Genomic DNA, 23,036 nt, shown 5'->3' with positions numbered 1-23,036 from the left:
GTACTGCAGGGGGGACCCTGTGGGAGAGTAGGACGCCGCCGAACAATCATTGTGGGAAAGCCCCGCACCATTTTGGTGCGGGGCTTTTCTGCGTTCAGGGGGCGGTACTACCCCTGTGCAGGCGTCGGCAGTGGCTGAGGGTAAGGTCAGGGGGCATCGTTGGCACGTTCCACACAGGAGGCCCCCGGGTGGAGGTCCAGGAGACCCGCGTTCAGACGGACCGGGTACTCACCATCCCCAACATTCTCAGCATGGCGCGCCTCGCCGGTGTGCCGCTCTTCCTGTGGCTGATTCTTCGCCCCGAGTTCGGGGGCCCCAAGAGCGATGGCTGGGCATTGCTCGTGCTGATGCTGAGCGGCGTCAGTGACTATCTCGACGGCAAGCTTGCCCGGCGATGGAACCAGATCAGTCGCCTGGGGCGGCTTCTCGATCCGGCCGCTGACCGTCTGTACATCCTGTCCACCCTGGTGGGGCTGACCTGGCGCGAGATTCTGCCCATCTGGCTCACCGCGGCCCTATTGGCGCGGGAACTGATGTTGCTGGTGATGGTGGGAATCCTCCGCCGGCACGGCTATCCGCCGCCCCAGGTGAACTTCCTGGGCAAGGCGGCCACGTTCAACCTCATGTATGCCTTCCCCCTACTGCTCCTCAGTGACGGAAGTGGGTGGCTTGCGTCACTGGCTGCTATTTTCGGATGGGCGTTCGCGGGATGGGGTACAACTCTGTATTGGTGGGCAGGGATCCTCTATGTGGTCCAGGTCCGCCGCCTCGTCAAGGCGGATGCAGTGGCCGATTGACCTCGTCGATGCGTTGTCGTGCAGTGTTGCCGGCCGCGTATGACGCCCGAGCGCCTCTTTGGGCGGGTGAAGTCGGCTAGACCGTCGTCTCTTCAAGGAGGACGCTTCCGACATGAAGGCCGTCGTGATGGCCGGTGGCGAAGGTACCCGACTTCGCCCCATGACCTCGAGTATGCCCAAGCCACTCCTGCCGGTGGTCAACCGGCCGATCATGGAGCATGTGCTGCGGTTGCTCAAGCGGCATGGGCTCAATGAGACCGTCGTAACCGTGCAGTTTCTCGCCTCACTCGTCAAGAACTACTTCGGGGACGGCGAAGAGCTCGGGATGGAGCTCAGCTATGCCAATGAGGAGAAGCCACTCGGCACCGCGGGGAGTGTGAAGAACGCCGAGGAAGCGCTCAAGGACGATACGTTCCTTGTCATCTCCGGTGATGCGCTCACAGACTTCGATCTCACTGATCTGATCTCCTTCCACAAGGAGAAGGGCGCACTGGTCACAGTGTGTCTGACGCGGGTGCCGAATCCGCTGGAATTCGGTATCACCATCGTGGACGAAGAGGGAAAGGTCGAACGTTTCCTGGAGAAGCCGACCTGGGGACAGGTTTTCTCGGACACCGTGAATACGGGCATCTATGTCATGGAGCCCGAGGTATTCGACTACGTCGAGGCAGACGTTTCGGTCGACTGGTCCGGGGATGTGTTCCCGCAGCTCATGAAGGAAGGCAAGCCGATCTACGGCTATGTCGCCGAGGGCTACTGGGAGGACGTGGGCACACACGAGAGCTACGTAAAGGCACAGGCCGATGTCCTGGAGGGCAAGGTCGATGTGGAGATCGACGGGTTCGAGATCTCCCCAGGTGTCTGGGTCGCTGAAGGTGCGGAGGTGCACACGGCCGCCGTGCTGCGTGGTCCGCTGTACATCGGTGACTACGCCAAGGTCGAAGCCGATGCGGAGATCCGCGAGCACACGGTCGTCGGGTCCAACGTGGTCGTCAAGAGTGGCGCCTTTCTCCATAGGGCCGTGATCCACGACAACGTGTACATCGGGGAGCACTGCAACCTCCGCGGCTGCGTGATCGGCAAGAACACCGACATCATGCGTGCCGCTCGCATCGAGGACGGCGCCGTGATCGGCGATGAGTGCCTCGTGGGCGAAGAATCGATCATCCAGGGCAATGTGCGGGTCTACCCGTTCAAGACGATCGAGGCGGGCGCGTTCGTCAACACCTCGGTCATTTGGGAGTCGCGGGGCCAGGCGCATCTCTTCGGCGCTCGTGGCGTCACCGGAATCCTCAATGTGGAAATCACGCCCGAGCTGGCGGTGCGGCTGGCAGGTGCGTACGCCACCACCCTCAAGAAGGGGGCGTCGGTCACCACGGCGCGTGACCACTCCAGGGGTGCCCGGGCGCTGAAGCGGGCCGTGATCTCGGCGCTGCAGACCAGTGCCATCGACGTACGGGATCTGGAGAACGTACCGCTGCCGGTCGCGCGACAGCAGACCGCGCGCGGCAGCGCCGGCGGCATCATGATCCGTACGTCGCCGGGTGTGGCCGACTCCGTGGACATCATGTTCTTCGACGAGCGCGGGGCGGACCTCTCGCAGGCCGGGCAGCGGAAGCTGGACCGGGTGTACGCGCGTCAGGAGTACCGGCGTGCGTTCCCGGGCGAGATCGGGGACCTGCATTTCCCGTCCAGTGTCTTCGACTCGTACACCGGCGCACTGCTGCGCAATGTCGACACCTCGGGCATCGCCGAATCGGGGCTCAAGGTCGTCATCGACGCGTCGAACGGCAGCGCCGGGCTTGTGCTGCCCAACCTGCTCGGACGGCTCGGTGTGGACGCCCTGACGATCAACCCGGGGCTCGACGAGTCCCGGCCCACCGAATCGGCGGATACCCGCCGGTCCGGGCTGGTGCGGCTGGGCGAGATCGTGGCCTCCTCACAGGCGGCCTTCGGTGTGCGCTTCGACCCCGTCGGCGAGCGGCTGTCCTTCGTTGACGAACGCGGGCGGATCGTCGAGGACGATCGCGCGCTGCTGGTGCTGCTCGACCTGGTCGCGGCCGAACGGCGCAGCGGGCGGGTGGCGCTGCCGGTGACGACCACCAGGATCGCCGAGCAGGTGGCGGCGTACCACGGCACACAGGTGGAGTGGACGACCACATCGCCCGACGATCTGACGCGTGTGGGCCGGGAGGAGACCACCATCTTCGGCGGAGACGGCCGTGGTGGCTTCATCGTTCCGGAGTTCAGCAGTGTCTTCGACGGCTTCGCGGCCTTCGTGCGGCTGGTCGGCCTGGTGGCTCGTACGCAGCTCACGCTGAGCCAGATCGATGCCCGGATTCCGCGGGCGCATGTGCTGCGGCGTGATCTGGCGACGCCGTGGGCGGTCAAGGGACTGGTGATGCGACGCGTCGTCGAGGCGGCCGGCGACCGGGACGTCGATACGACCGACGGGGTGCGGGTCGTCGAGCCCGACGGCCGCTGGGTCATGGTCCTTCCCGACCCCGCGGAGGCCGTCACCCATCTGTGGGCAGAGGGGCCCGACGACGCTTCGGCGCAGGCGCTGCTCGACGAGTGGTCGGCCGTCGTGGACAGCGCAGGTAACTGAGGTGGGACAGGTGTGCCGGAAGTTGTCTTTCGATGGCTTCCGGCACACCGGTGGGGCCATTCGGCGGTAGCGCCTGCGACGTGCGACGATGTGCGGCATGTCGCAGCAGCCCCCCGTTCGGAGCACCGGCGCTCCACCCGTACGTCCCGATGCGTCCATGTCGCTGCTGACGAACGTTATGGAGCACAGCCTCGACGAAGGCTACGCGGAGGCGACGGCCCGCAGGGAGGCCGAGGGCGGGGGACTGCCCCGTACGCTGCGTGCGAAGCTCGGACTCGCCGCCGGACTTGTGCTGGCGGCTCTTGTCGTCACCGTCGGGGCCGCGCAGGCGCGGATATCGGCACCGGTCGTGGCGAAGGAGCGCGAGGAGCTCATCGACCGGATCGGCGCCGAGACGTCCGACGCCGACGCGCTGGAGCGGAGCGTCGACAAACTCCGGGACGAGGTGGGGGACCGGCAGCGGAAGGCCCTCAAGACACAGGGCGGGGGCCAGGGGGAACTCGTCGCACTGCTCGCCGGCGCCACCGAGGTCGAGGGGCCGGGTGTGAAGCTCGTCGTCGACGATGCGAAGGACACCGACCAGGGCGGCGACGGGCCGCGGGAGAGCAGCGGCTTCAGCGACACGGGCCGGGTCCGCGACCGCGATATGCAGCGGATCGTCAACGGGCTCTGGGAGTCGGGTGCGGAAGCAGTGGCGATCAACGGGCAGCGGCTGACCGCCCTGTCCGCGATCCGCGCGGCGGGCGACGCCATACTGGTCGACAACAGGCCGCTGGTGCCGCCGTACACGGTGCTCGCGGTGGGGGACGGCAAGAAGTTGAGCACTGCCTTCCAGGACAGTGCCGACGGACAGTATCTGCACGCGTTGCAGGAGAACTTCGGTATCCGCGCCAGCATCTCCAACGAAGAGAAGGTGCGTCTGCCGGCGGCGCCGAGCTTGATCGTACGTACAGCAGAGCCGAAGACCGCCGACGCCGGGAAGGGCAACGGGCAGGGCACGGCTGACACAGGGAAGGGCACATCGTGATCGCCGTACTGGGCCTCATCGTGGGAGTCGTGGTCGGACTGTTGGTCCGACCCGAGGTACCGGCGGTGGTCGAGCCCTATCTGCCGATCGCTGTCGTCGCGGCTCTCGACGCGGTCTTCGGCGGCTTGCGGGCCATGCTCGACGGGATCTTCGTGGACAAGGTCTTCGTCGTCTCCTTCCTGTCGAACGTGGTGGTGGCAGCGCTGATCGTGTTCCTGGGCGACAAGTTGGGCGTCGGCGCCCAGCTGTCCACGGGTGTCGTGGTCGTGCTCGGCATCCGGATCTTCTCCAACGCTGCCGCGATCCGCCGGCATGTGTTCCGGGCGTGAGGCCGATGAACAGCGAAGAGAACCCGAAGCCGAAGGGCGAGGAGCCGGAGGCGGTTGTGCCGTCGGCGGACCAGCCCGAGCGCAAGCCCGAGCCCGAGCAGGCCGAGCAGCCCAAGCCCGAGCAGGCCGAGCGGCCCAAGCCCGAGCAGGCCGTGCCGGGGCAGGCTGAGCCGGACCAACCCCAGGCCGAGCAGCAGACCGGCCGCCAGCGGCTCGTCGCGGTGCTGTGGCCGCCGCGGGTCAGCCGCGCTCAACTCATCGTTGCCGTGCTGTTGTTCGTCCTCGGCCTGGGGCTCGCCATCCAGGTCCGTTCGACCAGCGACAACAGCGCGCTGCGGGGCGCCCGCCAGGAGGACCTGGTCCGCATCCTCGACGAACTCGACAATCGCACCCAGCGCCTCGAGGACGAGAAGCAGCGTCTCGAGGACCAGCGCGCCGAACTGGAGAACAGCTCGGACCAGGCGGAAGAGGCGCGCAAGCAGACGCGGCAGAAGGAGCAGCAACTCGGCATCCTGGCGGGCACGGTCGCGGCACAGGGCCCCGGCATCACGCTGACCATCGAGGACCCGTCCGGCACGGTTGAGTCGGACATGCTGCTCGACGCGATCCAGGAACTGCGCGCCGCCGGTGCGGAAGCGATCCAGGTCAACGACATCCGGGTCGTCGCTGACACGCATTTCACAGGTACGGGTGGTGAGATCGAGGTGGACGGCAAGAAGATCACCGCGCCGTACCGCTTCAAGGTCATCGGCAAGCCGCAGGATCTGGAGCCCGCCCTCAACATCCCCGGCGGTGTGGTGCAGACGCTCGAGAAGGAGCAGGCCACCGCCACGGTGGAGCGCTCGCAGAAGATCGTCGTGGATGCCTTGCGACCTGCGAAGCGGCCTGACTACGCTCGGTCGTCGGCGCCGTGAGGCGGGGATGCATGGGGTCGGGCGGACCAGGGCATGACGTTGCGGGGGGTCGGCCCATCACAAGCGTGCCGCGTGGTGGAAACTGTCTGGTGGTTACGGACGTTGTGAGGATGTCCGGGTCGGCAGGTGTGGTCATTGAGGGTTCGTCCTGCCCCACGGGCGGGTCTATTTCGGTCAAGGGGAATCGCCCGTGAAGTTGTTTGGGAAGTTGTTCGGCAAGAGCGCACGCGAGGACGGCGGCAACGCCAGGCATCGCGCACCGCGCCATGGCCAGAGTGAGGAGCAGGGCGGTGAGCGCCCGCTCTTCCGGGACGAGGTCGGTGGTCCGGGCGGTGACATTTCGGGCGGTCAGGGCGCGTCGTCTGTTGACCCTGCAGGTCCCGGCCGCATAGGTTTCGGGGAACCATCAACCTCAAGTACGGGTGGAGGGTTTTCCTCGGACCCGTATGCGACCAATCCCCACGCGGGGCAGCCGCGGCAGGAGGATTTTTCCATGTCGGCCTTGGTTTGTACGAGGTGTGGGCACCGCAATGCCGAGGCCAGCCGGTTCTGCTCCAACTGCGGCGCGCCGCTGCGTGCCGGGGCGCCGGCGGAGCGTCCTTCGGAGACGACCTCGACGATCTCCATCTCGGGCCTCGAGGCGTACGACTCGGAAGTGACGGGCCAGACGCAGGTTCCGTCGCTCTCTCCCGAGGCCCAGGCGGCAGTCGACGCACTGCCGCTCGGCTCGGCGCTCCTGGTGGTGCGCCGCGGGCCCAATTCCGGCAGCCGCTTCCTGCTCGACGGCGAGCTGACCACGGCCGGCCGTCACCCGCAGAGCGACATCTTCCTCGACGACGTCACCGTCTCGAGGCGTCATGTGGAGTTCCGCAGGGGCCCTGACGGTAGGTTCAGCGTCGCGGACGTCGGCAGTCTCAATGGCACCTACGTCAACCGCGAGCGGATCGACTCGGTCCTCCTGTCGAACGGTGACGAGGTCCAGATCGGCAAGTACCGGCTGGTCTTCTATGCGAGCCAGCGGGGCGTGTGACCCTCCCCCAGACTCCGTCCGGGGGGACCCCCAGGGAAGGTACATGCTGCGAACACCGACTGGCGGTGCCGGTCACGGCACCGCCACAGCGGGCGAGAGGCTGATGAGCATCGGCACGGTGCTCAGCCAGCTGCGCGACGAGTTTCCCGAAGTGACCATCTCCAAGATCCGTTTTCTGGAAGCCGAGGGGCTGGTCGAGCCGCGGCGCACCCCGTCCGGGTACCGCAAATTCAGCACCGAGGACGTGGAGCGGCTGGCCCAGGTGCTGCGGATGCAGCGGGACCACTATCTTCCGCTGAAGGTCATCCGCGAGCATCTCGACGCCCTCGGCCGCGGCGAGCAGGTGCAGCTGCCCGCGCAGGGGCCGCAGCGGGAGCTGCTCGACGGCGCCTGGGAATCCGACTCGGAGCGTGTGACCGCAGCCAGGGTGGGCCGTTCAGAGCTTCTCGCCGCCGCCGAGGTGAGTGAGGCGGAGCTGGACGAGTGGGAGTCGTACGGCCTGCTCGCGCGGGACGTGGACGGCGGTTACGACGCCGAATCGGTGACCGTTGCACGGCTGGTTGCGGATCTGGGGAGATTCGGTCTCGAACCCCGGCATCTGCGGGCGATGAAGGCAGCCGCAGACCGTGAGGCAGGACTGGTCGAGCAGCTGGTCGCACCCTTGCGGCGGCACCGTAATCCGCAGACCAGAGCGCATGCCGAGGCGACCACGAAAGAGCTGGCGGCCCTGTCGGTGCGGCTTCACGCGGCCCTGGTGCAGACGGCGCTCGGAGTACGGCTGCACTGATCATGGGGGAGCCCGACTACCCAAACCGGTCGGGCAAGTCCTAGGGTTGCTGTGTGAACGAGCTCGACGTTGTGGGTGTCCGGGTCGAAATGCCCTCGAACCAACCGATCGTGCTCCTACGTGAAGTGGGAGGCGATCGGTACCTCCCCATTTGGATCGGTCCCGGGGAGGCCACCGCCATTGCCTTTGCCCAGCAGGGCATGGCACCGGCCAGGCCGCTGACGCATGACCTCTTCAAAGACGTGCTGGAGGCGGTGGGCCAGGAGCTCACCGAGGTCCGCATCACTGACCTGCGCGAAGGGGTTTTCTACGCGGAGCTGGTCTTTGCCAGCGGAGTCGAGGTGAGCGCCAGACCCTCCGACGCCATAGCGCTGGCCCTGCGCACCGGTACGCCGATCTACGGCAGTGACGGGGTGCTCGACGACGCGGGAATCGCCATCCCGGACGAGCAGGAGGACGAGGTGGAGAAGTTCCGCGAGTTCCTCGATCAGATCTCGCCCGAGGACTTCGGCACCAACAGCCAGTGACCGCCGCGACAGGCGGCGTTGGCACATTCGAGTAGCCTTTCCCCGAATACGGGCACGAGAAACCACTCTTAGGGTGATTATCACTCGGCGTGCCGAGTGTGGCGATCGTTGACGCACCCCGGGTGACTGCCTACCGTCGAGATGGCAGGTCAAGGACGGAGGTCGGCGTGAGAAGCAGCGGCGACGGTACGGCAGGGGGCGCCCCCGGACGGAGTCTGGGGGAGGGCGGGCCGTATCCGCTTCACGAGAGTGCGGCCGACTCCTTGAGGGAGACGATCGGCTACCGGGGGCCCACCGCGTGTGCGGCGGCGGGCATCACCTATCGACAGCTCGACTACTGGGCGCGTACCGGGCTGGTCGAGCCCAGTGTGCGGCCGGCGTACGGATCGGGCACCCAGCGGCTCTACAGCTTCCGCGATGTGGTCGTCCTCAAGATCGTCAAGCGTTTTCTCGACACCGGTGTGGCGCTGCAGAACATTCGGGCCGCGGTGCAGCATCTGCGGGCGCGCGGCTTCACGGACCTCGAACGCATGACGCTCATGAGCGACGGCGCCACGGTCTACGAGTGCTCGTCGCCCGACGAGGTGGTCGACCTGCTCCAGGGCGGCCAGGGGGTCTTCGGGATCGCGGTCGGCGTGGTGTGGCGGGATGTCGAGGCGGCGCTGTCTCAGCTGCACGGCGAGCGGATCGACACCGGCGAGACCCTCGTCGGGAACAACCCCGCGGACGAGCTGGCCAGGCGCAGGCGCGACCGGGCCGTCTGAGCGCCGAGGCCGGTCGTCGTTGCCGTCGCCACTGCCGGATGGCGCGCTCGTCCGGCGGCGCCATTGTCAGTGGCGTAGGGCAGCATCGAACATGTGAGAACCGCGCCGACGATTCTGCATCTGGACATGGATGCCTTCTTCGCCGCCGCCGAACAGGCGGCGAAGCCGAGTCTGCGCGGAAAGCCGGTCGTCGTCGGCGGGCTCGGGCCGCGCGGGGTCGTCGCCACCGCTTCGTACGAGGCGAGGCGCTTCGGCGTGCACTCGGCGATGCCGATGGCGCAGGCAAGGCGGCTGGCGCCGAACGCCGCGTATCTCGTGCCGCGCTTCTCGCTCTACCGTGCGGTCAGCGAGCAGGTGATGGAGCTGCTGGGCAGGCTCTCGCCGCTGGTGGAGCCGCTGAGCCTGGACGAGGCCTTCGTCGACTTGGAGGCGGGGGGCTCGGCCGATGACTCGGCTTCCGCGCGGGCGGCCGGTGAGCGGCTGCGCGGAGACATCCTCGCCGTCACCGGGCTGACGGGGTCCGTCGGGCTCGCGGGATCCAAGATGCTCGCCAAGATCGCCTCCGAGCAGGCGAAACCGGACGGTCTGCTGCTCATAGAGCCTGGGACGGAGCGTGAGCTGCTCGGGCCGATGTCCGTGCGGACGCTGCCGGGGGTGGGGCCGGCCACCGGGGAGCATCTGCGGCGGGCCGGGATGACGACAGTCGCCGAGCTGGCGGAGGCGGGCGAGGACGAGCTCGTACGGCTGCTGGGCAAGGCACACGGGACCTCGCTGTTCCTGATGGCCATGGGGTACGACGACCGGCCGGTGGTGGCCGAGCGGGACGCGAAGTCGGTGTCGGTGGAGGACACCTTCGATGTGGATCTGCACGACCGGGTGCGGGTGCGGATCGAGGTGGAGCGGCTGGCCGACCGGTGTGTGCAGCGGCTTCGGGCGTCCGGGCACTCGGGGCGGACCATCGTGCTGAAGGTGCGGCGGTACGACTTCTCGACGCTGACGCGCTCGGAGACGCTGCGCGGGCCGACGGACGATCCGGCGGTGGTGCGGGAGGCCGCCGGGCGGCTGCTGGAGGCGGTGGACACCACGGGCGGGGTGCGGCTGCTGGGGGTGGGCGTGACGGGGCTCGCGGACTACACCCAGGAGGATCTCTTCGCGCAGGCCGCGGCCGATGAGCAGGCAGAGCGCGAAGCACACGAGGAGGCGGCGGAGGGCGAGCGGGAGACGCCCGAGGCCGACGCCGCGGTGGGGGCAGGGGCAGGGGCAGGGGCAGGGGCAGGGGCAGGGGCAGGGGCCGGGGTCGCGGCCGGGGCCGGGGCCGGGGCAGGCGCAGGGGCCGGGGTCGCGGCCGGGGTAGGGGCCCGGGCGGGAGCAGAGGCCGGGGCGGGCGGGGCGGAGCACGAGGCGCTCGCGGCGCGGCGCTGGGCCGCGGGGCACGACGTGCGGCATGCCGAATACGGGGCGGGGTGGGTGCAGGGCAGCGGGCTCGGCCGCGTCACCGTCCGGTTCGAGGAGCCGGGGTCGCCGCCGGGGCGCGTACGCACCTTCCGGGTCGACGACCCCGATCTGGAGCTCTCCGATCCGCTGCCGCTCGTCGCGCTGCCCGCGGCGGTGGAGAGTGCGGGTCAGTCCTCCTGGCCGGCGACGCGGCCGAAGGACCGGTCCCCCGAGGAGGGAGCGGGCGTCTCGGGGGCCTCGGAGAGGTCGAGGCCGTAGTGGTGGTACAGCTGAAGCTCCTGCTCCGGGGAGAGATGGCGGCCGACGCCGAAGTCCGGGGCATCCTTGATCAGCGAGCGCTCGTACGGGACATGCAGGGTGTCGTCGACCAGCTTGCTCGGCTCCAGGGGGACGAACGCGTCCCGGCTGAACAGGCCGGTCCGCACAGCCGCCCACTCGGGCACTCCCGTGGCATCGTCCAGGTACACCTCGTCCACAGTCCCGATCTTGTGGCCGTTGCGGTCGAACGCCTTGCGGCCGATCAGGCTGCGCGGATCGATATCGGTCTGCACGGTCCCTCCAATAGGTCGCAACTGCTGTTTAAATACTACAAAAGTGCACATCGAGGGTGTCGGCCACTTGAGCGATCGACGAGGGACGCGCTGGTAGGCTGGCAAGCGGCTGCTGACCCCGTGCGGGAGAGTCCACCGGTGAAAGTGCCGGCGGCGCCGAAGGAGCAAATCCTCCCCGGAATCTCTCAGGCCCCTGTACCGCACGGACGAGGTCACTCTGGAAAGCAGGGCGGGCGTCGGACGGCATCCGCTCTCACCGACGGTGAAAGCCGGAGCGTGGCATGCGCACGCCCCGGTGAAACTCTCAGGTTGAGATGACAGAGGGGGAGGCCGTTCGGGCATCCGCGCCGTGGTGCCCCTCGCCGGTCGTGTCAGACCAGGAGGCCTCCCAAATGACCGCCAACCGCATTCCGCTCTCCCAGCTTGAGCGAGGCACCCCCTTCGAGCAGCGCCACATCGGGCCCGACGCCGCGGCCCAGGCGAAGATGCTTGCACAGGTGGGCTACGGCTCGCTCGACGAGCTGACCGCCGCCGCGGTGCCTGATGTGATCAAGAGCGCGGAGGCGCTGAACCTCCCGGGCGCGCGTACCGAGGCGGATGTGCTCGCCGAGCTGCGCACGCTTGCCGACCGCAATCAGGTGCTTGCGCCCATGATCGGCCTTGGCTACTACGGCACCTTCACGCCGCCGGTGATCCTGCGCAACGTCATGGAGAACCCGGCCTGGTACACCGCGTACACGCCGTACCAGCCGGAGATCTCCCAGGGCCGGCTCGAGGCGCTGCTCAACTTCCAGACGATGGTCGCCGACCTGACCGGTCTGCCCACCTCCGGTGCCTCGCTACTCGACGAGGCAACGGCCGCCGCCGAGGCCATGTCGCTGGCCCGCCGGGTCGGCAAGGTCAAGAACGGCGTCTTCCTGGTCGACGCCGACACTCTGCCGCAGACCCTCGCGGTGATCGAGACCCGTGCCGAGCCCACCGGCGTCGAGGTGGTCACCGCCGACCTCAGCGACGGCATCCCGGCCGAGATCGCGGAGCGCGGCGTTTTCGGCGTGCTGCTGCAGTACCCGGGCGCCTCCGGTGCCGTACGCGACATCAAGCCCGTCATCGAGCAGGCGCACGAGCTCGGCGCGATCGTCACCGTCGCCGCCGATCTGCTGGCGCTCACCCTGCTCACCTCGCCCGGCGAGCTGGGCGCCGACATCGCGGTGGGCACCACGCAGCGCTTCGGCGTCCCGATGGGCTTCGGCGGCCCGCATGCCGGGTTCATGGCCGTACGCGAGAAGTTCGCGCGCAGCCTGCCCGGCCGGCTCGTCGGCGTCTCCGTGGACGCGGACGGCAACAAGGCCTACCGGCTCGCGCTGCAGACTCGTGAGCAGCACATCCGCCGCGAGAAGGCCACCAGCAACATCTGTACCGCCCAGGTGCTCCTCGCCGTGATGGCTGGGATGTACGCCGTGTACCACGGCCCGGATGGGCTCAGGGGAATCGCGCAGCGCACCCGCCGGTACGCCGCGATCCTCGCCGAGGGGCTGCGGGCCGGTGGCGTCGAGGTCGTCCACGGGGCGTACTTCGACACGCTGACCGCACAGGTGCCGGGCAAGGCCGCCGACGTCGTGGCCGCCGCGCGTGAGGGCGGGGTCAACCTCCACCTCGTCGACGCCGACCACCTCTCCATCGCGTGTGACGAGACCACCACCCGTACCCAACTGACCGCAGTCTGGGTCGCCTTCGGCGTCGAGGCCGACGTCGAGGCGCTCGACGCGGCGACCGACGACACCCTGCCGGCCGCCCTGCTGCGCACGGACGACTACCTCACCCACCCCGTCTTCCACCAGCACCGTTCCGAGACTGCGATGCTGCGCTACCTGCGCAAGCTCGCCGACCGCGACTACGCGCTGGACCGCGGCATGATCCCGCTCGGCTCCTGCACCATGAAGCTGAACGCGACCACCGAGATGGAGCCGGTCACCTGGCCGGAGTTCGGGCAGATCCACCCCTTCGCGCCGGTCGAGCAGGCCGCCGGGTACCTCACGCTCATCCATGAGCTGGAGGAGCGCCTCGCCGAGGTCACCGGGTACGACGCGGTCTCCATCCAGCCCAACGCCGGTTCGCAGGGCGAGCTCGCGGGTCTGCTCGCCGTGCGCGCGTACCACCGCGCCAACGGTGACGACCAGCGCACCATCTGCCTCATCCCGTCCTCCGCGCACGGCACCAACGCCGCCAGCGCCGTGATGGCGGGCATGAAGGTCGTCGTGGTGAAGACCGCCGACGACGGCGAGGTGGACATCGAGGACCTGCGCGCCAAGATCGAGCAGTACCGCGACCAGCTCTCGGTCCTGATGATCACCTACCCGTCCACGCACGGCGTGTTCGAGGAGCATGTCGCCGACATCTGCGCACAGGTGCACGAGGCCGGCGGCCAGGTGTACGTCGACGGCGCCAACCTCAACGCGCTGGTGGGCCTTGCCAAGCCGGGCAAGTTCGGCGGCGACGTCTCGCACCTCAATCTGCACAAGACCTTCTGCATCCCGCACGGCGGCGGCGGCCCCGGCGTCGGTCCGGTGGGCGTACGGGCGCACCTCGCCCCGTACCTCCCGAACCACCCGCTCCAGCCCACCGCGGGACCCGAGACGGGCGTGGGACCGATCTCGGCCGCTCCGTGGGGCTCGGCGGGCATCCTGCCGATCTCCTGGGCGTACGTACGCCTCATGGGCGGCGAGGGCCTCAAGCGGGCCACGCAGGTCGCCGTGCTCGCGGCCAACTACATCGCGAAGCGACTGGAGCCGCACTACCCGGTGCTCTACACCGGCCCGGCCGGTCTGGTCGCGCACGAGTGCATCGTGGACCTGCGGCCGCTGTCGAAGGCGACCGGCGTCAGCGTGGACGACATCGCCAAGCGTCTGATCGACTACGGCTTCCACGCGCCGACGATGTCCTTCCCGGTGGCCGGCACGCTGATGATCGAGCCCACCGAGAGCGAGGACCTGACCGAGATCGACCGCTTCTGCGACACGATGATCGCGATCCGCGGGGAGATCGAGAAGGTCGCTTCGGGCGAGTGGCCCGCGGAGGACAACCCGCTGCGCAACGCCCCGCACACCGCGGCGGCCCTGGGCGGGGAGTGGGAGCACTCGTACAGCCGCGAGGACGCGGTCTTCCCGGCCGGAGTGAGCGCCTCGGACAAGTACTGGCCGCCGGTGCGCCGGATCGACGGTGCGTTCGGCGACCGTAACCTCGTCTGCTCCTGCCCGCCGCTGGACGAGTACGAGAACTGACGGGCGCGGCGGCGCTCATGCGTCGGGGCCGGTGCGGAGATCAGTCTCCGGGCCGGCCCCTTGTCGTACGGACGGCGCTAGGCGGCCGTCATCACCTGCCCACTCGCCCGCGGCCGGTGCGGCGCGATGATCTGGCCGTCCGGCAGCAGCTCACCGGTGTCCTCGAAGAGCAGTACGCCGTTGCACAGCAGGCTCCAGCCCTGCTCCGGGTGGTGCGCCATGAGACGGGCGGCTTCCCGGTCGGCTGAGTCGGATGTCGGGCAGGCTGGCTGGTGCTGGCACATGGGTGGGTTCTCTCGCTGCGTTGTAGTGACTGTGACTGTCCTGCGGCTCGATGAGGTGTTCATGGCCGCCCCCCGTATCTGTCGGTCCGATCCCAGTGTTGCCCTACGGGCGTCAATCCGCAGGGATTTCGCGGCAGCTCTTCTTACTGGTTAATGACGTATCACTCGGGCGGACGGTTCAGCTCAACTCCACTGTCCTTTCGGGTGGTTCGGGGTGGCCGGTATGGGCTAGTCCGGATGGGGCAGGAGTGCGCCCCGCGACCGGGTGGTCACGGGGCGCGAAGGGCGGCGTGAGCTGGGCTCGAGCAGCGCGCGTGCGGGCTCGAGCGGGGCGGAGGGGGGCGGACGGTCAGGCTGGGGAGCCGAGCAGTGGTGCCGGTGTGAGCCGCAGGGTCATCACCGGCAGCAGATCGGCGACGCGGTGCGCCCGGTGTGCCGCTATGCCGGGAGGCGCGGGGCGCAGCGGCACCAGGACGTCCGTCGGAAGGGGTGTGCCGGTCGAGGCGTCGGCGTCCGTGTCGCCGTGCAGCCAGAGAGTGAGCATGTAGAGCTCGGGGATGGAAAGCAGCCGTGGCTGGAAGTGAGTCTTCATCGACTCGGCCTGGCGCAACGCCCGTTCGGTGGAGCTCAGGTAGGGCCCTTCGAAGAAGTGGGAGAAGGTCCAGCCGTCGGGGGTCAGCATCGTCTCCGCCGCTGCCACGGCTCGTTCGCCGCTGCGGATCAGAAAACGCCAGCCCGCGAGGCGGGTGTAGGGGGCACTGTCGCTCGGCACGATCTGATCCAGTACGTGGACGGGCAGCGGCAATTCGGGGCTCAGAGGTCCCTGGACGGACCTGAGGGCGGGTGTGCGGGCCTCGCGGACGGCTGTCGGGGAACCGAGTGCCGCGAGGACGCTGCGCAGGGCAGGCGCGGGAGCCGGGGGGACAAGCAGCGGCATGATGGGTCGCCTCTCACTTCGGAGACACGTTGGTGCAAGGGTTGGTGCAAGGGGCAAGGGCAGGTGCGGACGGCGCTGTCAGCGTGCGGGGACCAGAGGGGCCGGAAAGGCCACCGGGCGCCAACTCTCTGCCTCGTTCACGGAGTTTATACGAAACGTGTTCTCACAGTGTTTCCGCTAGCGCTCGTGCGTATTTCCGGTAAGGCGGTATCAGGTCTTTCTGTTGCGGTTTTTCTGCCGATTTTTCGTGAGGGCAGGTCCGCAGCCTGGGATTTTATCGGTCGAACGGTAGGCCGAAACCAGTCGGTGTTTTTCACCAGGCATCAGGCGGTGTAACTGCGGAGTGCATCATGCCGAAGGAATGTGCCGCTCGATCACTCGGTACACAGTACCGGCTGCGGACCGTTCGCGGGACGTTAGGGATCAGTCAGTCTGGGCATTATCGTCCGTGACGCGAGCGGCTGATGCTCCGTGGTGCCCACTCGAGGAGGGACGCTTCGATGGGGGAGAAGGTCGTGGCAGGCGGGATCGACCTGTCCGATCGGCAAAGGTACCGGCGAAAGTTGCAGCAGTGCCTCGCGGGACTCGGGAGGCTGCTGGCGGAGAAGAGATTCGACCGGCCCAGGAATCTCATGGGCCTCGAGATCGAGCTGAATCTCGCGGGTGCCGACGGGCTGCCACGGATGATGAATGCGGAAGTTCTCGAGCGCATCGCGAGCCGTGATTTCCAGACCGAGCTCGGAATGTTCAACCTGGAAGTAAATATTGTTCCGCACCGGTTGAGCGGGAGGGTTCTGGACCAGCTTGCCGAGGAGTTGCGTACCGGTCTCGGATATGCGAACCGGAAAGCGGCCGAGGTCGGCTCGGGGATCGTGATGATTGGAATTCTGCCAACACTCGCCCAGCATGACCTGGTCTCCGCGAACCTCTCCGACGTCGACAGATACATGCTGCTCAACGACCAGATCGTCGCGGCGCGCGGCGAGGACTTCATGCTCGACATCGAGGGCGTGGAGCGGCTGACCTGCACCTCGGCGTCGATAGCTCCCGAAGCCGCCTGCACCTCGGTGCAACTGCACCTCCAGGTGACGCCCGCGCGCTTCGCCGATGTGTGGAACGCCGCGCAGGCCGTGGCCGCCGTGCAGGTCGCCGTGGGGGCCAACTCGCCCTTCCTGTTCGGCAGGGAGCTGTGGCGCGAGTCGCGGCCGCCGCTGTTCCAGCAGGCCACCGACACCAGACCGCCCGAGCTCCAGGCCCAGGGAGTCAGGCCGCGTACCTGGTTCGGCGAGCGGTGGGTGAGCTCGGCGTACGACCTCTTCGAGGAGAATCTTCGCTACTTCCCTGCCCTGCTGCCGATCTGCGACGACGAAGACCCGCTGCGGGTGCTCGACGACGGCGGTGTTCCGCGGCTGCAGGAACTCGTCCTGCACAACGGCACGGTCTATCGCTGGAACCGCCCGGTGTACGGAGTCGTCGACGGCGTGCCCCACCTGCGGGTGGAGAACCGCGTACTGCCCGCCGGGCCCACCGTCACCGATGTGATCGCCAACACCGCCTTCTACTACGGGCTGGTGCGCGCGCTCGCCGAAGAGGCCAGGCCGGTGTGGAGCAGGCTGCCCTTCGCCGCGGCGGCCGACAACTTCGACACCGCGTGCCGACACGGCATCGACGCCGAGCTCCAGTGGCCGCGCCCCGGCCGGGCCGGCGGAATCACGCGTGTGCCGGCCGTCAAACTCGTACGCGACGAACTGCTGCCGCTGGCCGCTGCGGGACTCGACGCGTGGAACGTCGAGCCCGCCGACCGGGACTTCTATCTCGGAGTGATCGAGGAGCGGTGCAAGCGGCGGGTGAACGGGGCGTCGTGGCAGGCCGACACATACCATCGCGCGCTGGAGGCCGGTCTCGAACGGGACGCAGCCCTCGCCGCCACCACCCGTCGCTACTGCGAGCTGATGCACCAGGGCGAGCCGGTGCACACCTGGCCGGTCGGCTTCCCCGGCGCGCACTCCTGAACGGGCCTTCAGTGAGCGGGCCTTCAGTGAGCGGGCCTTCACTGAGCGGCCTTCACTGAGCGGCGGTCTGGCCCGCCTGGCCGACCGCCATGATCGCCTTGAGGATCACGGCCTGGATCTCGGCGGGGTCGCTGACCTGGTAGCCCGCGCCGCCCGTCGCCTTGGCGATCTGGTCGACCTCCTGAAGGTCGGCGTCCGGCCCGACCGCGATGGCGATCAGCGGCACCGGGCGCTCGGGGTCGGCGAGCTCCTTCAGTTCGGAGATCAGCGAGCTGCGGGAGATGCCGAACCGGTCCTGGTTGGCGCCGTCGGTGAGGATGACCAGGGCGTTGAACTTGCCCTTCACATAGGTGGCCTGGGCCTCCTTGTAGGCCGCGAGCGTCGTGTCGTACAGTCCGGTCGCGCCGTCCGGCACGGGTGCGAGCGACTCGAAGGCCTTGGCGAGCCGCGCCCGCTGGGTGCCCTCGCCCTTGGCGGGAGCGCCGAGCCGAGCCGTCGCCACCAGTTTTCGGTAGTCCCGCGGGCCGTCGAGCCCGGTCGCGAACTCCCACAGCCCGATCTCGTCCTCGGGCGTGAACTGGTCGAGCGCCTGGAGGAGGGAGGCTTTGGTGACATCGAGCCGGCTCTGCGAGCCACGGCCCGGCACCGGCGACTGCATGGATCCCGAGACATCGACGACCGTGCTCAGCCGGGCGCTCTGCACGGTGATGGTCCACATGCCCAGCGTCTCCTGGAGGGCGTCCGACGACAGCGGCTCGGCCGTGATCTTGGAGTTGGAGGCGTCGTACGGCTGCGGGTCGTCGCCGCCCGCGGTGCGTACGAGGCTCTCGCCGACCGCCGAGTTGTCGGGCGGGCGGAAGCCGTGCGCCGCCAGCGTCCGCCGGGACTCCTGCTCGCCGAGCAGCGCCATGAAGCGGATGGCAGCCCGGGCCTCGTCGGTGCTCAGCTCGCCCTCGTCGACCAGGTGGTACGGAAAGTCCAGCCGGGGCACGCCGTCCGTAGGATAGAAGAGCTCGAGGCCGTCGGCGCCGCCATGGGCCGAGTTGTACGCGAAGGAGGCCTGCTCGGAGAGGAACACGGCGTGATTGCGTCGGGAGTCGGCCCCTGTGCCGGAGTCCGGCGCCAGGGTGCGCAGGACCTGCGCGTCCGCCTCGGAGACCCGCTGAGACAGCAGTTTGGCGATGGCCGCGACCTTGGTGTCGGCATCCGGACCCTCCTTCGCCACGGACCGGGAGACGCTGGTGAGCGCGAGCAGCCCGGTGGCGCTGCGGGCGGGGTCGGCGGCGCCGAGGCGCACCTTGTCCGTCGTGGTGGTGGCCGCCGCCAACTGCGCCCAGGTGTATGTCCTCCTGGGCCAGCCCAGCGTGGCGCCCGCCGATTGGACTGTGGCCAGGGCGACCGGGGAGACCGCGACATTGCCCGCCGGCGTCAATGGCACGCCGTCCCCGAGCGCCTTGGCGCGCTTGGACCAGACGCCGGAGTCGGGCAGCCACACTTCGTAGTCGGGCGTGGCGCTGCCGGCGGCGAGTGCCTGCGCGACCTCGTAGTTCTCGCGGGCGGCGACGCGTACGTCCATGCACTGGCCGTCCGAGGTGATCTTCTCCGCGCGGGCGCGGTCGGCGACTTCGCGCACGGCCGGGGCGATGTCGGGGGAGGCGACGATGTCCAGGCGTATGGCGGAGTCCTCGCACGACTCCGCGAAGGACAGCAGGCCGCTCTGCGCCGCGATCCCAGTCCCCGCCACCACCGCGAGGACAAGCATCGTGGCGACGGCGATCGTGCGACGGCGCCCCCGGGGACGGGACCTGCCTGCGTCCGTCGCCTCCTCGTCGGGCAAGCTGTGACGTCCCATGCGGTGTGCCCCTCCTTGAACGATGAGCAAGGAAAAGGGGACCGCGTCATCGCAATGACGCTCGTCCCCCGGCCTGTCGCGCGCGATCTTCGTACCTGTATTCGAGACCCTAGCGGGACGAGGATGGGGATGAGGCGGGATTACTCAACTGGAGGCAGGTGTGCAGGCGGAGGCGGGACGCGTGGCTGATTCTCTTCCTCAAGAGGGCATGTCGCGAAGGATCTTGCGATCCGAGACACTGCTCGTACTCGCGGTCTCGCTGGGTGCGAGCGGAGTATCGGCGCTGATCAGCTTTGTCGGATCGCTGACAAAGCCGGGTGGCCTCAAGGAACAGGCGGCGACGCTGAACGCGTCGTACGCCCCTGGGCGGCCGTGGCTCGATCTCGCCTGGCAGCTCTTCGACATCGCGACGGGCCTGGTGCCCGTCCTGCTCGTCGCGCATCTGCTGCTGCGGGAGGGCGTAGGGCTGCGGTCGATCGGTTTCGACCGGAGCAGACCATGGGCGGACCTCGGGCGCGGCGCGCTCGTCGCGGCGGGCATCGGTGGTGCCGGGCTCGCGTTCTATCTGGTGGCGCGGGCCTCCGGGTTCAACCTCACCGTGGTGCCCGAAGCGCTGCCCGAGGTGTGGTGGAAATTCCCCGTGCTGATCCTTTCGGCGATCCAGAACTCCGTACTGGAGGAAGTGATCGTCGTCGGGTATCTGCTGCGCAGACTGGGGCAGTTGGGCTGGACGCCGATGGCGGCGCTGGTGGCGAGCTCGGTGCTGCGCGGTTCGTACCACCTCTACCAGGGCATCGGCGGCTTCGTCGGCAACATGGTGATGGGCGCGGTCTTCGTGCTGCTCTACCGGCGGTGGGGGCGGGTCGGGCCGCTGGTGGCCGCGCACGCGCTGCTCGACATCACGGCCTTCGTCGGGTACGCGCTGCTGGCCGGGAAGGTGGGATGGCTGCCCACGCCGTGACCGGGGTGGAGTGAGGGGGCGTACGGCGGCTGCCGTACGCCCCTTGGCATGTGCGGTAGGCCGGTCGGCGCGGTCAGCTGCTGGGCGTGGTCAGCAGCTCGCCGTCGATGACCGTGACGGCGTGGCCGGTGAGCAGGGTGCGCTCGCCGCGCAGCGAGGTGCGGACCAGGCCGGAGCGGGCGGAGGCCTGCAGGCCGGTGAGTTCCGTACGGCCGAGACGGGCGGACCAGAACGGCGCGAGCGCCGTGTGCGCGCTGCCGGTCACCGGGTCCTCGTCGATGCCGACCCGGGGGAAGAAGCCGCGTGAGACGAAGTCGTAGGAGCCGGCCGGGTCTTCGGCGGCGGCGGTGGCGATGATGCCGCGCTTCGAGTGGACCGTCAGGGCACGGCAGTCCGGGGTCAGTGTCCGTACGGCCTGTTCGTCGGCCAGCTCGACGACCAGATCGCCGATGTGCGGGCCCGTGTCGTGCGCCGAGATGACCTTGGCGCCGAGCGCCTCGGCGACGCCGTCCGGGATCTCGACGGGGGTGAGCGGGGACGTTGGGAAGTCGAGGGTGATCGTGCCGTCCTCGTGGGCGGTGGCGGAGAGGATGCCGCAGCGTGCGGCGAAGCGCACCGTGCCGCTCGCGGTGCCGGTGGTGTGCAGCACATGGGCGGTGGCCAGCGTGGCATGCCCGCACATGTCGACCTCGGTGGCCGGGGTGAACCAGCGCAGTGCCCAGTCGGCCTCGCCGTCGGCGGGCAGGGGGTGGGCGAAGGCGGTCTCCGAGAGGTTCACCTCGGTCGCCACCTGCTGGAGCCAGGAGTCGTCGGGGAACCGGTCGGAGTCCAGGAGCAGGACTCCGGCGGGGTTGCCGGTGAAGGGGCGGTCGGTGAAGGCGTCGACGATTCGAATCCGCATGAGCTGACCGTAGGGGCGGCGCAAAGCCGCAGGCCAAGGCCAATTCGGGGTTGCTGGACCGATTGGGCGTTGCCAGCCGACACATTCCGATATATCGTTGACGCATCGCGACAGATCAACGATGGAAGGAGCGTAGCGATGCGTTCACATGGACAAGGACACGGTCAGGGTCATGGGCACTGCGGGCCCGGCCATCAGGGTCGGGGCGACTTCGAGGGACGCCGCGGGGCGTTCGGTCCGTTCGGGCCGCCGTTCGGTGGCGGACGCGGTCGTGGCGGTGGTCGGGGAAGGGCGCGGCGCGGTGATGTGCGCGCCTCGATCCTGGCGCTGTTGAAGGACCGGCCGATGCACGGCTACGAGATGATCCAGGAGATCGGCGAGCGCAGCGGTGGGGCCTGGCGGCCCAGCCCGGGCTCGGTCTACCCGACGCTCCAGCTGCTCGAGGACGAAGGTCTCATCACCAATGAGAGCGAGGGCGGCAAGAAGCTGTTCACGCTCACCGAATCGGGGCGCGCCGAGGCCGAATCGGGGCCGGAGGCTCCATGGGAAGAGGCCGGGCGCGGAGTCGACTGGGAGACGGTCAACGAGATCCGGCAGGCCGGGTTCGGCCTGATGGAGGCGTTCGGCCAGGTCTGGAAGACCGGCAGCACCGAGCAGCGGCAGAAGGCCGTCGCCGTGATCAACGAAGCCCGTAAGAAGCTCTATCTGATCCTCGCCGACGAGCACTGAGCCGGTGCGAGGAGGCCCCCGCGCAACAGCGCGGGGCCCTTTCTCGTGCGCCGGGTGTCAGGCTGCCGGTGTCAGCCCGGGGTGTCAGGCGACGAGGCCGCCCAGCTTGCGCAGTGACTCGTTGAGCGCGGCCGTCGCCGAGTCCTTGAGCTTTCCGGCCATCAGCGACACGGCGGCGCCGGTGAACTCCCCGTCGATGCGCACCTTCGTGCCGTCCCCGTCCGGAGTGAGGGTGTAGCGGTTGCCCACGCTGACGCCCATCGGGCCCTTGCCCTTGACGCCCAGCACCCGGCCCGCGTCGAACTCGTCCACGGTCCAGGCCACTTCGGCCGGGAAGCCCATGAGCTTCATGTTCTCCTCGTAGGTGGCTCCGAGCTCCAGCGTCCCAGGGGCGCCGTTGGGGAAGCTGGTGTGGGTGGCGTTCCACTGGCCGTAGCTGGTGAAGTCCGTCAGCTGGGCCCAGACCTTCTCGGCCGGCGCCTCGATACGGGCCTCGGCACTGACTTCGGCCATACGACCACCCCTCCATGTCGGGTTTCGGTGTCGCGGAACGTAGCCGTGCCGACGTGAACATTCAATACTGATGAACAGTCAGATCTGTCGTATGGCAAGGCGGCGCGCGCCCCTCGGGGAGAACTGTCGTGATCTCATCCGTGAGGAGGAGAAAACGCTCGTGCGTGCCCAACCTCCGTGGGATGCGCAAATGGGCCCCGACGGCGACGCCCGGGCCCCCGGAAGCTGATGAGGTAGGAGGTGTGCAAAGCCCTGTCCCTCGGGTGCCTCAGCAGCCCGCCGCCACCCGTACGGAGATCGATGCCAGGCTCACCGTGGAGCTGGCCTCGGTGGTCGCGGGTGCGCGCAGGAGGGCACTGCGCGACGGTGACCGGCAGATCGACACGGCCCATCTGCTGCACTCCCTGATCGAGTCGGACCCCGAGGTCCGTGCCGCTCTCGGCGCCGGACCGCAGGTCGCGCGGGTGCTCGGGTATCTCGTGCAGCGCAGCATCGGATACGGGCTGCGCTGGCAGGGCTCGGTGGAGGACTCGGGCACCGTACCCGTCGTACGCGAGACGGACCCGGAGATGTCGGGATGGTCGCCTTCGGCAGCCGCCGCGATGGAGGGCGCGCTGGAGCGGGCGCACGTGCGCGGCGATGAGCGGGCCGGCGGCACCGATCTGCTCGCCTGCCTCGCCGCGGACCCGGAGTGCCGGGCCGTGGAGGTGCTGGAGCGGGCCGGGGTGGACATGGAGCTGCTGGGCGGGCGGCTGGCGGCCGAATAGTGTCCGAATGACC

Annotated in this window: 21 protein-coding genes and 1 riboswitch; of the genes, 15 read left to right on the top strand and 6 right to left on the bottom strand. The window is 68.8% G+C overall.

Annotated elements, in window-relative coordinates; genetic code table 11:
• Nucleotides 1-188 precede the first annotated feature (188 nt).
• From ACH492_RS38845 to ACH492_RS38800, 10 genes are all read left to right on the top strand, one after another.
• Nucleotides 189-797 (top strand): CDP-alcohol phosphatidyltransferase family protein, encoded by a 609-nt coding sequence (locus tag ACH492_RS38845; protein ID WP_398993985.1) that lies wholly within the window; start codon nt 189-191, stop codon nt 795-797.
• Nucleotides 798-909: 112 nt separating this feature from the next.
• Nucleotides 910-3,405, top strand: a complete 2,496-nt coding sequence (locus ACH492_RS38840; RefSeq protein WP_398993983.1) for a sugar phosphate nucleotidyltransferase — start codon at nt 910-912, stop codon at nt 3,403-3,405.
• 97 nt (nt 3,406-3,502) lie between these two features.
• A complete protein-coding gene (locus ACH492_RS38835; protein ID WP_398993981.1) occupies nt 3,503-4,432 on the top strand; it encodes a DUF881 domain-containing protein in 930 nt (309 codons plus the stop codon).
• Nucleotides 4,429-4,761 (top strand): small basic family protein, encoded by a 333-nt coding sequence (locus ACH492_RS38830; protein ID WP_015032176.1) that lies wholly within the window; start codon nt 4,429-4,431, stop codon nt 4,759-4,761. Before ACH492_RS38835 ends, ACH492_RS38830 begins: the two co-directional genes overlap by 4 nt.
• Before the next feature lie 5 nt (nt 4,762-4,766).
• On the top strand, nt 4,767-5,675 hold the full coding sequence (locus ACH492_RS38825; RefSeq protein WP_398993979.1) for a DUF881 domain-containing protein: 909 nt from the start codon (nt 4,767-4,769) through the stop codon (nt 5,673-5,675).
• A 148-nt stretch (nt 5,676-5,823) separates the two neighbouring features.
• Nucleotides 5,824-6,705 (top strand): FHA domain-containing protein, encoded by an 882-nt coding sequence (locus ACH492_RS38820; protein WP_398993987.1) that lies wholly within the window; start codon nt 5,824-5,826, stop codon nt 6,703-6,705.
• A gap of 43 nt (nt 6,706-6,748) precedes the next feature.
• Nucleotides 6,749-7,492, top strand: coding sequence for a MerR family transcriptional regulator (locus ACH492_RS38815; protein ID WP_398993977.1), 744 nt, complete (start codon nt 6,749-6,751; stop codon nt 7,490-7,492).
• Between the two features lie 53 nt (nt 7,493-7,545).
• Nucleotides 7,546-8,019: a bifunctional nuclease family protein gene (locus ACH492_RS38810; protein WP_006123076.1), complete on the top strand. Its 474-nt coding sequence runs from the start codon at nt 7,546-7,548 to the stop codon at nt 8,017-8,019.
• Nucleotides 8,020-8,186: 167 nt separating this feature from the next.
• Complete coding sequence (locus tag ACH492_RS38805) at nt 8,187-8,783, top strand: MerR family transcriptional regulator (protein WP_398993975.1); 597 nt, start codon at nt 8,187-8,189, stop codon at nt 8,781-8,783.
• Between the two features lie 93 nt (nt 8,784-8,876).
• Nucleotides 8,877-10,496 (top strand): DNA polymerase IV, encoded by a 1,620-nt coding sequence (locus tag ACH492_RS38800; RefSeq protein ID WP_398993973.1) that lies wholly within the window; start codon nt 8,877-8,879, stop codon nt 10,494-10,496.
• Here the strand turns inward: ACH492_RS38800 and ACH492_RS38795 are convergent.
• Nucleotides 10,406-10,801, bottom strand: coding sequence for a PRC-barrel domain-containing protein (locus ACH492_RS38795; RefSeq protein ID WP_307666065.1), 396 nt, complete (start codon nt 10,799-10,801; stop codon nt 10,406-10,408). The genes ACH492_RS38800 and ACH492_RS38795 overlap by 91 nt on opposite strands.
• 101 nt (nt 10,802-10,902) lie before the next feature.
• Nucleotides 10,903-11,000: riboswitch (glycine riboswitch) on the top strand.
• Between the two features lie 181 nt (nt 11,001-11,181).
• Between ACH492_RS38795 and gcvP the strand changes: the two genes are divergently transcribed.
• A complete protein-coding gene (gcvP, locus tag ACH492_RS38790; RefSeq protein WP_398993971.1) occupies nt 11,182-14,067 on the top strand; it encodes an aminomethyl-transferring glycine dehydrogenase in 2,886 nt (961 codons plus the stop codon).
• A gap of 77 nt (nt 14,068-14,144) precedes the next feature.
• Here gcvP and ACH492_RS38785 read toward each other — a convergent pair whose 3' ends face one another.
• Nucleotides 14,145-14,351 carry a DUF5999 family protein gene (locus ACH492_RS38785; RefSeq protein WP_307664751.1) on the bottom strand — a complete coding sequence of 69 codons (207 nt, stop codon included), beginning with the start codon at nt 14,349-14,351 and terminating at the stop codon, nt 14,145-14,147.
• A 349-nt stretch (nt 14,352-14,700) separates the two neighbouring features.
• On the bottom strand, nt 14,701-15,288 hold the full coding sequence (locus tag ACH492_RS38780) for a hypothetical protein (RefSeq protein ID WP_398993969.1): 588 nt from the start codon (nt 15,286-15,288) through the stop codon (nt 14,701-14,703).
• A 500-nt stretch (nt 15,289-15,788) separates the two neighbouring features.
• Here ACH492_RS38780 and ACH492_RS38775 point away from each other — a divergent pair, with 500 nt between their 5' ends.
• Nucleotides 15,789-17,300 carry a glutamate-cysteine ligase family protein gene (locus tag ACH492_RS38775; protein WP_398993967.1) on the top strand — a complete coding sequence of 504 codons (1,512 nt, stop codon included), beginning with the start codon at nt 15,789-15,791 and terminating at the stop codon, nt 17,298-17,300.
• A 52-nt stretch (nt 17,301-17,352) separates the two neighbouring features.
• Here the strand turns inward: ACH492_RS38775 and ACH492_RS38770 are convergent, their stop codons facing one another.
• On the bottom strand, nt 17,353-19,152 hold the full coding sequence (locus ACH492_RS38770) for a substrate-binding domain-containing protein (protein WP_398993965.1): 1,800 nt from the start codon (nt 19,150-19,152) through the stop codon (nt 17,353-17,355).
• Between the two features lie 208 nt (nt 19,153-19,360).
• Between ACH492_RS38770 and ACH492_RS38765 the strand changes: the two genes are divergently transcribed.
• A complete protein-coding gene (locus ACH492_RS38765) occupies nt 19,361-20,113 on the top strand; it encodes a CPBP family intramembrane glutamic endopeptidase (RefSeq protein WP_373430158.1) in 753 nt (250 codons plus the stop codon).
• Between the two features lie 73 nt (nt 20,114-20,186).
• On the opposite strand, the gene ACH492_RS38760 is transcribed toward ACH492_RS38765, so the two are convergent.
• The gene (locus tag ACH492_RS38760; RefSeq protein ID WP_398993963.1) at nt 20,187-21,014 is read right to left on the bottom strand and encodes a PhzF family phenazine biosynthesis protein; all 828 of its coding nucleotides are present in this window, start codon (nt 21,012-21,014) and stop codon (nt 20,187-20,189) included.
• Nucleotides 21,015-21,152: 138 nt separating this feature from the next.
• On the opposite strand from ACH492_RS38760, the gene ACH492_RS38755 reads away from it, so the two are divergent.
• Complete coding sequence (locus ACH492_RS38755; RefSeq protein ID WP_398993961.1) at nt 21,153-21,743, top strand: PadR family transcriptional regulator; 591 nt, start codon at nt 21,153-21,155, stop codon at nt 21,741-21,743.
• 84 nt (nt 21,744-21,827) lie between these two features.
• Here the strand turns inward: ACH492_RS38755 and ACH492_RS38750 are convergent, their stop codons facing one another.
• The gene (locus ACH492_RS38750; RefSeq protein ID WP_398993959.1) at nt 21,828-22,256 is read right to left on the bottom strand and encodes an SRPBCC family protein; all 429 of its coding nucleotides are present in this window, start codon (nt 22,254-22,256) and stop codon (nt 21,828-21,830) included.
• Nucleotides 22,257-22,498: 242 nt separating this feature from the next.
• Between ACH492_RS38750 and ACH492_RS38745 the strand changes: the two genes are divergently transcribed.
• The gene (locus ACH492_RS38745) at nt 22,499-23,023 is read left to right on the top strand and encodes a Clp protease N-terminal domain-containing protein (protein ID WP_398993957.1); all 525 of its coding nucleotides are present in this window, start codon (nt 22,499-22,501) and stop codon (nt 23,021-23,023) included.
• Nucleotides 23,024-23,036 lie beyond the last annotated feature (13 nt).

The sequence above is a fragment of the Streptomyces sp. NPDC019443 genome, from assembly GCF_044389785.1.
In the GTDB taxonomy this organism is placed as follows: Bacteria; Actinomycetota; Actinomycetes; order Streptomycetales; family Streptomycetaceae; genus Streptomyces.
Note: the sequence above shows the minus strand (reverse complement) of the source record. Positions and strands in the feature narration are given on the sequence as shown.

Bases quoted from the DNA above. Each gene is read 5' to 3' on its own strand.
- ACH492_RS38840 (WP_398993983.1), top strand. From the start codon at position 910: ATGAAGGCCGTCGTGATGGCCGGTGGCGAAGGTACCCGACTTCGCCCC.
- ACH492_RS38835 (WP_398993981.1), top strand. From the start codon at position 3,503: ATGTCGCAGCAGCCCCCCGTTCGGAGCACCGGCGCTCCACCCGTACGT.
- ACH492_RS38825 (WP_398993979.1), top strand. From the start codon at position 4,767: ATGAACAGCGAAGAGAACCCGAAGCCGAAGGGCGAGGAGCCGGAGGCG.
- ACH492_RS38815 (WP_398993977.1), top strand. From the start codon at position 6,749: ATGCTGCGAACACCGACTGGCGGTGCCGGTCACGGCACCGCCACAGCG.
- gcvP (WP_398993971.1), top strand. From the start codon at position 11,182: ATGACCGCCAACCGCATTCCGCTCTCCCAGCTTGAGCGAGGCACCCCC.
- ACH492_RS38785 (WP_307664751.1), bottom strand. From the start codon at position 14,351: ATGTGCCAGCACCAGCCAGCCTGCCCGACATCCGACTCAGCCGACCGG.
- ACH492_RS38780 (WP_398993969.1), bottom strand. From the start codon at position 15,288: ATGCCGCTGCTTGTCCCCCCGGCTCCCGCGCCTGCCCTGCGCAGCGTC.
- ACH492_RS38775 (WP_398993967.1), top strand. From the start codon at position 15,789: ATGGGGGAGAAGGTCGTGGCAGGCGGGATCGACCTGTCCGATCGGCAA.
- ACH492_RS38770 (WP_398993965.1), bottom strand. From the start codon at position 19,152: ATGGGACGTCACAGCTTGCCCGACGAGGAGGCGACGGACGCAGGCAGG.
- ACH492_RS38765 (WP_373430158.1), top strand. From the start codon at position 19,361: ATGTCGCGAAGGATCTTGCGATCCGAGACACTGCTCGTACTCGCGGTC.
- ACH492_RS38760 (WP_398993963.1), bottom strand. From the start codon at position 21,014: ATGCGGATTCGAATCGTCGACGCCTTCACCGACCGCCCCTTCACCGGC.
- ACH492_RS38755 (WP_398993961.1), top strand. From the start codon at position 21,153: ATGCGTTCACATGGACAAGGACACGGTCAGGGTCATGGGCACTGCGGG.
- ACH492_RS38750 (WP_398993959.1), bottom strand. From the start codon at position 22,256: ATGGCCGAAGTCAGTGCCGAGGCCCGTATCGAGGCGCCGGCCGAGAAG.